Annotated in this window: 10 protein-coding genes; 1 reads left to right on the top strand and 9 read right to left on the bottom strand. The window is 55.1% G+C overall.

Annotated features, from left to right (window positions below; translation table 11 throughout):
* Positions 1-178: 178 nt before the first annotated feature.
* The 5 genes from ACG0Z5_RS06860 to ACG0Z5_RS06840 form a co-directional block, all read right to left on the bottom strand.
* The gene (locus tag ACG0Z5_RS06860; RefSeq protein ID WP_394446256.1) at positions 179-847 is read right to left on the bottom strand and encodes a DUF2931 family protein; all 669 of its coding nucleotides are present in this window, start codon (positions 845-847) and stop codon (positions 179-181) included.
* A complete protein-coding gene (gene tssD, locus ACG0Z5_RS06855; protein WP_394446255.1) occupies positions 844-2,835 on the bottom strand; it encodes a type VI secretion system tube protein TssD in 1,992 nt (663 codons plus the stop codon). The genes ACG0Z5_RS06860 and tssD overlap by 4 nt, the downstream gene beginning before the upstream one ends.
* Before the next feature lie 172 nt (positions 2,836-3,007).
* Entirely contained in the window at positions 3,008-5,077 is a 2,070-nt protein-coding gene (gene glyS / locus ACG0Z5_RS06850; RefSeq protein WP_394446254.1) for a glycine--tRNA ligase subunit beta, read from the bottom strand.
* Positions 5,078-5,086: 9 nt separating this feature from the next.
* Positions 5,087-5,998 (bottom strand): glycine--tRNA ligase subunit alpha, encoded by a 912-nt coding sequence (gene glyQ, locus ACG0Z5_RS06845; protein ID WP_319627170.1) that lies wholly within the window; start codon positions 5,996-5,998, stop codon positions 5,087-5,089.
* A 147-nt stretch (positions 5,999-6,145) separates the two neighbouring features.
* Positions 6,146-6,448, bottom strand: coding sequence for a YsaB family lipoprotein (locus ACG0Z5_RS06840; protein WP_394446253.1), 303 nt, complete (start codon positions 6,446-6,448; stop codon positions 6,146-6,148).
* 186 nt (positions 6,449-6,634) lie between these two features.
* On the opposite strand from ACG0Z5_RS06840, the gene ACG0Z5_RS06835 reads away from it, so the two are divergent.
* Positions 6,635-7,630, top strand: coding sequence for an acyltransferase (locus ACG0Z5_RS06835; protein ID WP_394446252.1), 996 nt, complete (start codon positions 6,635-6,637; stop codon positions 7,628-7,630).
* Here ACG0Z5_RS06835 and ACG0Z5_RS06830 read toward each other — a convergent pair.
* The 4 genes from ACG0Z5_RS06830 to xylA all read right to left on the bottom strand — a co-directional run bounded on the left by ACG0Z5_RS06830 (position 7,586) and on the right by xylA (position 12,012).
* Positions 7,586-8,542 (bottom strand): GlxA family transcriptional regulator, encoded by a 957-nt coding sequence (locus tag ACG0Z5_RS06830; RefSeq protein WP_394446251.1) that lies wholly within the window; start codon positions 8,540-8,542, stop codon positions 7,586-7,588. The genes ACG0Z5_RS06835 and ACG0Z5_RS06830 overlap by 45 nt on opposite strands.
* The gene (locus tag ACG0Z5_RS06825) at positions 8,539-9,078 is read right to left on the bottom strand and encodes an isochorismatase family protein (protein ID WP_394446250.1); all 540 of its coding nucleotides are present in this window, start codon (positions 9,076-9,078) and stop codon (positions 8,539-8,541) included. The genes ACG0Z5_RS06830 and ACG0Z5_RS06825 overlap by 4 nt, the downstream gene beginning before the upstream one ends.
* Positions 9,079-9,167: 89 nt before the next feature.
* Positions 9,168-10,622: a xylulokinase gene (gene xylB / locus ACG0Z5_RS06820; protein ID WP_394446249.1), complete on the bottom strand. Its 1,455-nt coding sequence runs from the start codon at positions 10,620-10,622 to the stop codon at positions 9,168-9,170.
* A gap of 67 nt (positions 10,623-10,689) precedes the next feature.
* Positions 10,690-12,012: a xylose isomerase gene (gene xylA, locus ACG0Z5_RS06815; protein ID WP_394446248.1), complete on the bottom strand. Its 1,323-nt coding sequence runs from the start codon at positions 12,010-12,012 to the stop codon at positions 10,690-10,692.
* Positions 12,013-12,027: the final 15 nt, after the last annotated feature.

Raw genomic sequence — 12,027 nt, 5'->3', positions numbered from 1 at the left:
AATGAGAAAGCGAGTCGGGTTCAGCCCAGGTTTGTATATCGTCCAGTCAGGTCAAAAGGATAAAAAAGCCCGATCGGGAAATGATGAGGCTTATTGTGAACCATCTGCCAGATCGTTCAACCGTTCGGTTTGCTTAACCGATCGATATTAGCCCGAAGGCGGGTGGCAGCACTCAGCCTCACCACTCACCATAGGGGTAAGTTTTGCCTTTGATAAAGTCTTTTGTACTCTGGTCATAACCATCAGGGATTTTATAAGACATATCGATTCGACTTATACCTCTACAGCCATCCAATTTATCACCAGACAAAGTAGTGATTTTTTTAGGTTCCACCGGCAGGTTGTCGCCGCCGCCACTGTTCTGTAGCCACACTCTGACCTTACCCTCTGGAGCAAGACCAAACAGAATGGTGCTGTACCAGGCCTTTTCTCCCAAACGGTCTAATCCTGTAGAAACATTCATTTTTTCCCTCATTGACTCCGGAAATATAATGCGCGTCTCGTAGGTTTTTTTATCGATAATCGAATCCCAGCAAAACAGTATGGCCACAGGCGGATGACGGGCCTTATTAAATTGCGCGAAGCGCATATAGCGGTTATCCCAATGCCCAATACTTGCTTCATCACGCTGAACGTTGTCAAGGTTTCTGAACGAGTAGAGGATTTTTTTGTCATCAATAATGCCAACATAAGTTACTCGGGCCGGGAGAGCTTTGGGCGTAAAAAATGCGAATCCCCACATTCCATAGGGCATTTCGCCGGTTTGTTCCGGGGTGATGGATCCAGCCGAATGGCAGCCAGAGAGGGTCAGCAAGAGAGCGAGATATATCTTTTTGCTACCGTTCATTTTTTATTACCGTCCATGTTGTAGGTTGTCCGTTGCCAGTTTTCATCCGGTCGATTTACAAAACCAATAAGCTGCGAAGCAGAGGTCCCGCCATAGGCAATTCCTTTTCCATCAAACGTAATACTGTTCCAGTTTGCCGAACAGTGGATATAATCCTGTGCAAGAAGGTCAATATCCGCTGAAGTAAAGGAATCAGTGGTTCTCCCTGAGCGAACAGAATTAGCTGCAAAAATTGCTTTTTTAGCTAAGAGGTTTAGCTCGGAAGGAAGTAATAACTCTTTGTATTCATTTGTTATTGGATCAAACACCACACCTGCATCCTGCGCCGCATCCAACATCACACTCAGCACCACTTTGGACCAGTCGTTCTTCACCAGTCTCTGCTTCATTGTCAGCGCCGCAAAGACCCGCTTTTGCATACCCTCTGTGTGATGAGCGGGTATCCGCTCGTCTTCCCAGACATCTGCGCTAATGTCATTGGTGCGGATAATCGGGGCAATCACGGCGGAAGACTCCAGCACGGACAGTTGCTTAAAGGCATGCTGATATGCCCGCGACTTCTGGGCCAACGTATTCAGCGGGACCGTTTCTGCTTCCGGGCGGGTGAGATAGAGGTTTTCACGCATGACAGGCAAATAGCCGCCGCCGATATCGGAGTGCGCCCCAGGCAACGCCAGTTCCGGCCAGGCCGGCTGGACGCTGTTGAGCGCAAAGTTGAAGCGGCATTCATTCTGCGCCGTGATATGAAACACCTTCTCCGCCACGCCGGGGCGCAGCATGATATTGACCTCTCCGGTGTTGGCCGTGTGTGGATTCAGACCATTTTGTGGCGTGCCGATAGCGGCGACGGTATCAAAAATGCCGATAAATCGGGTTTTCCTTGCAGGCGCACCGGTGTAATTGACATGATTCATTCCCTGGCGAATCGCATTGATAATGGCTCTGTCTTCTGTCTGAATACGGTTCGCGAAGTGGCGCGCGGCAGCTGCACCGCGGCTAAAACCAAAGATATCAAACTGAAAGGATGTGATCTTCACGACACAACCAGGGATTTTCTGTAGAAGCTTGCGTAATGCGTCGTCTATCGCCCCGGCAATCTGCTTTACCGCAAAGTCCGTCTTTGCGATCACGCCGGTATCGGCCACGCCCAGGGTGAGTCCAATCAGGCTATCCGGCCTCCCGGCTTCAGTACCGATCCCCTCCACATATATGGCTGCCTGCGCCTGCCCTGACTCGAGAGGGATATCCGTTTTGTACAACGTATTTAGCCAGTGAATATTCGTATACCCACCGATATAGCTGGTGGCTCCGATACCTGAAACGCCCATATTTTGCTGGACGGTGCGGGCAAGAATACTCTCGGCATCCGGGTCAGAGAGATCAAAGTGAGCAGCGGTAAAGGCGGTCAGCATATTCTGCGTATTCACCGCGTTATTACCGGTTCCATCAAAAAAGACACCCAGGGTCAGGATAATATTACGCGTGTCGGGCTGTGGTTTATCATTCACTGGAAATAGTTGGTTGTAGTTATCTGGCAGGATCAGGTTACTAAATTCGGTGTTAGCAATAAGATGTTTACAGCGGATATATTCATACGTCACAGCAATACTTTCACTATCGAGTATATCTGGAACAAATGTTGATGTAATCCCCTGTATAGACGCCCCACGCAGTTCTATCTGATAGTATTTCTCCTGTCGCCCGTAGCGGTTGGTGCGATAAAAATCAAAGCTTAACTGTAACCTTTCATTTTCATTAATCGCCGTCGACAGTAGGGGAGTACTTTTGTCAATCGGCTTAGTGAAGCGTAACCCATGATGGTTAACTCCGTTAGAGGTATTCGCGCTACTGTTGGAAAGCTGATAGACAAGAATTTCATCAGTGTGTTGATGCTGAAAGCGATTACCAATGGAGCTATAGGTCCCACAACCGGATGATATTTCACCCTGGCCTTCGCCTTTCATTCTTAAATAAACAGTATGACTCATGCAATGACGTCCTTTTCCGGGATAATGCATATCCCAACTGAATAATCATCATCAGCTTACTCTTTTTATCAGGCTAAATATTGTTTCCCCGATCATATATTCAATAAAGTAAAAAAGAATTCAGAAAATAAAAAACCCGCTTTTCAGCGGGTTTTTTTAATCATAGGACCGATTACTGCAGCAGGGAAATATCCGCGACTTGCAGGAACAGTTCACGCAGTTTGCTCAGCAACGTCAGACGGTTAAGACGCACCTCTTTTTCATCGGCGTTAACCATCACGTTCTCGAAGAACTCATCCACCGGCTCACGCAGGGACGCCAGTTCGATCAGCGCATCCTGATAACGGCCTTCGGCGAAGAACGGCTGCAGCTTATCGCGCAGCACCACCAGGTGAGTCGCCAACTTGATTTCCGCCGCATCTTTCAGGACCGAAGCGTGAACGGCATCGTTCAGCGTTTCGTCAGACTTGGCCAGAATGTTGGAGACACGCTTGTTGGCAGCGGCCAGCGCAGCGGCTTCATCCAGGGTACGGAAGTGCGACACCGCCTTCATACGGGCATCGAAATCTGCCGGACGGGTCGGACGACGCGCCAGCACGGCCTGAATGGTGTCAACGGTGTAGCCTTCGTCCTGATACCAGGCGCGGAAACGGCCCAGCATGAAGTCGATTACCTCATCAACCACATTGGCGTTGGTCAGCTTGTCGCCGTACAGACGCACCGCTTCTTCGGTCAGCGTTTGCAGATCGAGGTTCAGGTTCTTCTCAACGATGATACGCAGCACGCCCAGCGCAGCACGACGCAGCGCAAACGGATCTTTGTCGCCTTTCGGGTGCTGACCGATGCCGAAGATCCCCGCGAGGGTATCCATCTTATCGGCAATCGCCACGGCACAGGCGACCGGGTTGGACGGCAAATCGTCACCGGCAAAGCGCGGCTGATACTGCTCGTTCAACGCCACCGCCACGTCTTCGGCTTCGCCGTCGTGACGCGCATAGTGCATACCCATGATGCCCTGAGTGTCGGTAAATTCGAACACCATGTTGGTCATCAGGTCACATTTGGAGAGCAGCCCCGCACGCGTAGCATGGTTCACATCGGCGCCAATCTGTCCGGCAATCCAGCCCGCCAGGGCCTGAATGCGGTCAGTTTTGTCACGCAGCGTGCCGAGCTGTTGCTGGAACAGAACGGTTTGCAGACGTGGCAGATGGTCTTCCAGACGCTTTTTACGGTCGGTGTTGAAGAAGAATTCAGCATCCGCCAGACGCGGACGAACCACTTTTTCGTTCCCGGAAATAATCTGAATCGGATCTTTCGACTCAATGTTGGTCACGAAAATAAAGTTCGGTAGCAGTTTGCCGTCGTTGCCATACACCGGGAAGTACTTCTGGTCACCCTTCATGGTGTAGACCAGCGCTTCAGCCGGAACGGCGAGGAATTTTTCTTCGAATTTCGCGGTCAGCACAACCGGCCATTCGACCAGGGAGGTGACTTCTTCCAGCAGACTTTCGCTCAGGTCAGCGTTACCGCCGATTTGACGCGCTGCTTCTTCAGCATCTGCCTTGATTTTGGCTTTACGCTGTTCGTAATCAGCCACAACTTTGCCGCGTTCCAGCAGGATCTGCGGATACTGATCGGCGTTGTCGATGGTAAATTCCTGCTCACCCATAAAGCGATGGCCGCGGATCACGCGATCGGAAGCAATGCCCAGGATAGTGGCAGGCACCACGGTGTCGCCCAGCAGCAGGGTCACGGTGTGGACCGGACGCACGAACTGCACGTCGGACGCACCCCAGCGCATCAGTTTAGGGATCGGCAGCTTGGCCAGCGAGGTGGCGACCATCTGCGGCAGCAGCGCTTCGGCGCTTTCGCCTTTGACGTGCGCCCGATACAGCAGCCATTCACCTTTGTCGGTGACCATACGCTCGGCCTGATCAACGGTGATACCGCAACCACGCGCCCAGCCTTCTGCCGCTTTGCTCGGCTTGCCTTCGGCGTCAAACGCCGCAGACACCGCCGGGCCACGTTTTTCAACTTCGCGATCTGGCTGAGCTTCCGCCAGCGCGGCGACTTTCAGCGCCAGACGACGCGGAGCCGCAAACCACTCTACGTTACCGTGCGCGAGACCCGCATTATCGAGTTCTGCCGTAAAGTTCGCAGCGAAGGATTCCGCCAGGTTGCGCAGGGCTTTTGGTGGCAGCTCTTCAGTGCCGATTTCCACCAGGAAAGTTTTTTCAGACATGGCCGCCTCTTATTTATTCTTGTTGCACATCGGGAAGCCGAGGGCCTCACGGGAAGCATAATAGGCTTCTGCCACGGCTTTGGTCAGGGTGCGAATGCGCAGAATGTAGCGCTGACGCTCGGTGACCGAGATGGCTTTACGCGCATCCAGCAGGTTAAAGCTGTGGGCGGCCTTCAAAATACGCTCATAGGCAGGCAGCGGCAGCGGGTTTTCCAGCGCCAGCAGCTGTTGGGCTTCTTTCTCATACTGCTCGAAGCAGGAGAACAGGAAGTCGACATCGGCGTATTCGAAGTTGTAGGTGGACTGCTCCACTTCGTTCTGATGGAACACGTCGCCGTAGGTGGTTTTACCCAGCGGGCCGTCGCTCCAGACCAGGTCGTAAACGCTGTCTACGCCCTGAATGTACATCGCCAGACGCTCCAGACCGTAGGTGATTTCACCGGTCACTGGCTTACACTCCAGGCCGCCAACCTGCTGGAAGTAGGTGAACTGCGTCACTTCCATGCCGTTGAGCCACACTTCCCAACCCAGACCCCAGGCACCCAATGTCGGGTTTTCCCAGTTGTCTTCCACGAAACGAATGTCGTGAATGGTCGGATCCATACCCAGCTCTTTCAGAGACCCGAGGTACAGCTCCTGAATGTTGTCCGGCGATGGCTTAATCACCACCTGGAACTGGTAATAGTGCTGTAAACGGTTCGGGTTTTCGCCATAGCGACCATCGGTCGGGCGGCGGGACGGCTGCACATAAGCAGTCGCCATCGGCTCAGGGCCTAACGCGCGCAGACTGGTCATTGGATGAGAGGTGCCAGCGCCTACTTCCATGTCCAGTGGTTGAACAATGGTGCAGCCCTGACGAGCCCAGTAATCCTGTAAGGTCAGGATCAGGCCCTGGAAAGTCCTGGTATCAAACTTTTGCATATTTTTCGTGCTGGATACGTGTGGAATTAAGGAAGGGTCAAGTATACCCGCTGGCTGCGAGATATACAGTATGAATGGCAGTTGTTTGCGGAAAATTGAGAGAATATTGGGGAAACGCCAGGCATTTCCCTCCTGTATCGTCGCCCGTTAGCGCATCGAAAGGTGTAAAAATTGCCCTTCTGCATCGAAAGAACAGACGAAGCTCTCTTTCTTTGGCGTATTGCCCCGCAGCTCATAGCTGCCCTGGAATTGCTCGAAGCCAATCAGTTCCACTTTCTGAGGCCCGGTGTTGTACCGCGCAGCCGCCTGGCTCTTGCAAAGCTGTTCCATATTCAGCGAACTCACCGGGGGCATTTTCGCGCGTTGCGCTTTTTGCTCAGGTGCGTGGTGAGCACTGCACCCCGCCAGCAGCACGACCAGCAATAGGGATAAACCACACTTCATCATCATTTTTGGTTACGGCCTTCTTCTTTGCCTGTTATTGTCATTTTTAAGACTAGATGCTTTTTATGACTTCGCATTCTGCAAATGCGTTCCGTCATCGACAAGCGCCCCGGGACAAATCAGAATTTTCCATTGCGTCAGCGGCTACAATCGCAGGTCAGAGTTTTTTTCATCATTCACAATGGGGAACGGATGTCAGGAAAGATTAGCTGGATTACCAACCTGCGAGGGATTGCCTGTCTGATGGTGGTGATGATCCATACCACCACCTGGTATGTCACACACGCCCACAGTATCAGCCCGCTCAATTGGGATGTCGCCAACCTGCTGAACTCGGCCTCGCGCGTCAGCGTGCCGCTATTCTTCATGATTTCCGGTTATTTGTTCTTTGGCGAACGCAGCGCGGCTCCGCGCCATTTCCTGCGTATTGGGCTCTGTTTACTGTTTTATAGTGCCGTGGCGCTGATTTATATTCTGCTGTTTACCCACATCAACGCTGAACTCTCCCTGAAGAATCTGCTGCAAAAACCGGTGTTCTATCACCTGTGGTTTTTCTTCGCGATTTTTGTGATTTATCTGCTCTCCCCGCTGATTCAGGTGAAAAGCGTCAATGGCTGGATGCTACTGGCGCTGATGGTGGTGCTCGGCATCGTCGCCAACCCGAATACCGTGCCGCTGAAAACCGGTGGATTTGAATGGCTGCCGGTGAATTTATATATCGACGGCGATACCTTTTACTACGTGCTGTACGGCCTGCTGGGGCGTGCGTTGGGGATGATGGACACTGACAAAAAACCGCTGACGCTGCTGTGCGCCGCACTGTTTGCCGCCGCGGTATGGGTGATTTCGCGCGGCACGCTGCACGAGCTCAAATGGCGCGGTAACTTCGCCGATACCTGGTATTTGTATGCCGGGCCGATGGTGTTCATCTGTGGCGTGACGCTGTTTACGCTGGTGAAAAATACGCTAAACAGCCGCGAACTGCCGGGATTACGCACCATTTCTCAGCACTCGCTGGGGATTTACGGATTTCATGCGCTGGTGATCCACGCGCTGCGGTACGGCGGACTGGATCTCAAGCGCTGGCCGCTGCTGGATATCGGATGGATATTCTGCGCGACGCTGGGCGTCAGCCTGCTGCTGTCAATGCTGTTGCAGCGAATCGACACCCGCAGGCTGGTGAGCTAACGCCCGCTGACGCGCCCGGTGCAGTTGGCGGGCAGAAGTAAAGCCCGCCGACTGCGCAGCCTGTTCCACCCCGCTACCCTGCAACAGTCGCTGTTCGGCTAACGCCAGCCGCAGCTGTTCCAGATAATCCCGTACGCTGACCCCCAGATGCTGCTTAAACAACCGCGTGAGATGGCGCGGGGTGACGTGGGCCCGGTCGGCAATATCAGCCAGGGGCCAGGCGCGCTGCGGAGCGGCGGTGAGTGCGTCCTGCGCCCGATGAATAGCCGGATGGAGATGATTTCGGTAACGCAGCCACGGTGAAAGTTGCGGATCGTCACCGGAACGGCGGAACCACACCACCATCTCCCGGGCTACCGTCATCGCCTTCTCCGGGCCATACAGTCGGTTAATCAAATGCAGCGCCAGATCGATGCCGGAGGTGATCCCGGCGCTGGTCCATATCCCCTTATCTTCAATGAAAATACGGTTCTCTTTGACCATCGCCCCTGGGGCTGCGGCCCTCAGCCGCGAAATCACATCATGATGGGTGGTGCATTGCACCCCGTGTAACAGCCCGGCTTTCGCCGCCAGCAGCGAGCCCGAACAGACGCACATCAGGGTGATTTTCCCGCTGTGCAGAAGTGGCTGCTGGCGGGTGAGCCAACGGCGTACCAGCTCGGCCTGGGGGGTAGAAAAGAAGTGGTTTGAATCGCAGACCCCGGGCAACACCAGCAGACTGCCCGGCGGGAGTGTGTCTGGCAACGGCTGTATGTTGCCCATCGTCATGCCGATGGAGGTCGGCACCTGAGCGTCTGGCCCGATGTAATGCAGGCGAAATGCGTCACCTGCCAGCACAAACGTTTCTGCCGGGCCAGTCATATCCAGCGACAGGACTCCGGGCAACATCACGAACCAGACATCAGTGGTCATAGCGATTCAAGCGTCTCCGTTACTGTTTTTATGCTGGCAAAGCGCCCTTCGAGCACGGTTTCTGTGCGATGGCGCAGCGTCTCAACGTCCAGCGTAACGCCTTTGTGAGTCATCGGGAAGGTCAGCGTAGCTTCGGTGACAAACGTCACCTGATACCCGAGGTCAGACGCCACGCGCGTGGTGGTTTCACAGCACTGTTCGGTGCGCAACCCGCAGATAATCAGGTGATTAATATCGCGACTGCGTAGCCAAAAATCCAGCCCGGTATCGGTAAAGGCGTTATGCACGTGCTTGTAGAAAGTCACCTGCGGCTGATGGCGTAAAAAGGACATCGGTTTCACAAAGCCGCTTTCCAGCGAAAAGGGGCCCTGATCGTCGACGTGGAAGATATCCACCACCGGGATATCACGCTGCTCACACCCGGCGATCAGCTGCTGTATCGCTGCCTGAAACGCGGGTAAATCGGCGGTTGTCCAGAATGGACGCTGTTCGAAAGACTGCTGGGTATCGATGTTAATCAGAGCGGTGCGGGACATAATGAGACGCCTTTTCGTGTGGATGTAGGCCTATTGTGGCCACGAAAAGGCGTCTTGCTAAGGTCAAAAAAGGACAGCTAACCGTTCATTCAGGACATCAGCGGTTTGAGCTGCTGATAAAGCTGGCGGAAGGTTTCACGCCGTGGGGCATAGGCCGCATTTTTCGCCGCATCTGGCTGATGCGTCTGCTCCAGCGCCAGCTGTGGGAGCAGGTCCGCAACAGGTTTACCGGGGTGCATTGCCAACTGCGCCAGCCGCGCCGCGCCGAGTGCCGGGCCGACGTCACCGCCGGTACGATAGTCCAGCGCCATGCCGCTGATATCCGCCAACATCTGACGCCAGTACGCGCTTCGTGCCCCGCCGCCAATCAGGGTCACGCTTTCAGGCGTAATCCCGCAGCCATGTACCACGTCCATGCCGTCTGCCAGCGCAAACCCGACGCCTTCGAGCACCGACAGCGCCAGCTCCGCCGGGCCATGCTGGTGCGTCAGGCCAAAGAACACGCCTTTGGCATTCGGATTATTGTGCGGCGTACGTTCCCCGGATAAATACGGCAGGAACCCTATCGGGTCAGCATTTTTATCCGCCGTTTGCGCGGCTGCCAATAGCGCGGGCACGTCGCCCAGGCCCGTCAGCTTCGCCGCCCAGTCGAGGCACGAAGCCGCACTGAGCATCACCGACATCAAATGCCAGCGGCCCGGCAGCGCATGACAGAAACTGTGTACCGCGCTTTCAGGTTTGCTGAGAAAGCCATTGCTGACGGCGAAGTAAACCCCGGAAGTCCCGAGCGACAGCATCGCCTGCCCGGCCTCGGCCATGCCAACGCCGACCGCACCCGCGGCGTTATCACCGCCGCCCGCCACCACCGGTATCGCGGGCATATTCCATGCCTGTGCAACAGATGCCAGTAAAGTGCCCGTGATATCACAGCCTTCGAACAGTGCGGGCATGTTGTCGCGGCTCAGCCCACAGGCCTGAAGCATTTCATCGCTCCAGTCGCGCTTCGCCACGTCCATCCACATTGTGCCCGCCGCGTCGGACATGTCGCTGGCGAACTCGCCGGTCATGCGCAGACGCAGATAATCTTTCGGTAACAACACCTTATCGACCTGCGCAAACACCTCAGGCTCGTGGCGTTTTACCCACAGTAACTTTGGCGCGGTAAAGCCGGGCATCATCAGGTTCCCGGTGATTTCCCGCGAGCGAGGCACCGATGCTTCGAGCAGGACACACTCTTCGCCACAGCGCCCATCGTTCCAGAGAATGGCGGGCCGCAGAACGCGCTGCTGTTTATCAAGCAGTGTCGCCCCATGCATCTGCCCGGCAATCCCTAGCGCCTTCACCCCTGCCAGCGAATGCTGCGCACCCAACGCTTTCATCGCGCTGTCCGTTGCCCGCCACCAGCTCTCAGGATCCTGCTCGGACCAAAGCGGATGCGGGCGCGAGACGGTCAGTTTCTCGGTGTGCGAGGCCAGCACGTCGCCCTGCTCGCTGAGCAAAATAGCTTTGACGCCGGAAGTGCCAAGATCGATCCCGATATACATAGTGACGATTCCTTAATTAAACATGCCCGGCGACGCAAGGCGTACCGGGCTTCAGGCTGTAACGAGCTTACTTGTCGAACAGGTAATGATTAACCAGATTTTCCAGCTGCTCCTGATGCCCGCTCTGATGCTGCGGAGACAGGCTATGCTGTTCAGCGTACTTCGCAATGTCGGTGAGTGACATCTGGCCTTTGAGGATCTGCTGGCCCAGTTCACCATTCCAGCCCGCATAGCGACGCGCCACGCGTTTATCCAGCTCGCCGTCTTCAATCATGCGCGCCGCCACTTTCAGTGACAGAGCCATGGTGTCCATTGCGCCGATGTGACCGTAGAACAGGTCATATTTATCGGTGCTCTGACGGCGCACTTTGGCATCGAAGTTCAGGCCGCCGGTGGTGAAGCCACCCGCCTTGATAATTTCATACATCACCAGTGCGTTTTCTTCCACGCTGTTCGGGAACTGATCGGTATCCCAGCCGAGCTGCGCGTCGCCGCGGTTAGCATCGACAGAACCGAACAGGCCCAGCGCAATGGCGGTGGCAATTTCGTGGTGGAACGAGTGGCCCGCCAGGGTGGCGTGGTTCGCTTCAATGTTCAGTTTGATCTCTTTTTCCAGACCGAACTGCTTGAGGAAGCCGTACACGGTAGCCGCATCGTAATCGTACTGATGCTTGGTGGGCTCCTGCGGTTTTGGCTCGATAAGCAGCGTGCCGCGGAAACCGATTTTGTGTTTGTGCTCGACCACCATCTGCATGAAGCGGCCAATCTGCTCGCGCTCCTGACGCAGGTCGGTGTTGAGCAGCGTTTCATAGCCTTCGCGGCCCCCCCACAGCACGTAGTTTTCACCGCCGAGCTGATGGGTCGCGTTCATCGCGGTCACCACCTGTGTGGCGGCCCAACTGAACACTTCCGGGTCCGGATTGGTGGCTGCACCTGCGCCGTAGCGCGGGTTAGTGAAGCAGTTCGCCGTGCCCCACAGCAGCTTAACGCCGGTCTGTTGCTGTTTTTCCGCCAGCACGTCGACCATCTGAGCAAAGTTATTCAGGTACTCTTTCAGCGACGCGCCTTCCGGGGAAACATCAACGTCGTGGAAGCAGTAGTACGGCACGTTCAGCTTGTGGAAGAACTCGAAGGCCACATCGGCTTTACGTTTGGCCAGCGCCAGCGCTTCGCCAGGCTGCTGCCATGGACGGTCAAACGCGCCCACGCCGAACATGTCTGCGCCGTTCCAGCAGAAGGTATGCCAGTAGCACGCCGCAAACCGCAGGTGGTCTTCCATGCGCTTGCCGAGCACCAGCTCATCAGGGTTGTAGTGGCGGAAAGCCAGCGGGTTTTGCGTTTTCGGGCCTTCATAGCGGACCCTGTCGAGTTGGTCGAAATAAGCTTGCATAATTGAACTCCATTA

It is taken from the genome of Scandinavium sp. M-37 (assembly GCF_043558715.1).
Classification (GTDB): domain Bacteria; phylum Pseudomonadota; class Gammaproteobacteria; order Enterobacterales; family Enterobacteriaceae; genus Scandinavium; species Scandinavium vulneris_A.
The sequence above is the reverse complement of the archived record's forward strand: the minus strand, read 5'-3'. Positions and strand labels throughout refer to the sequence as shown.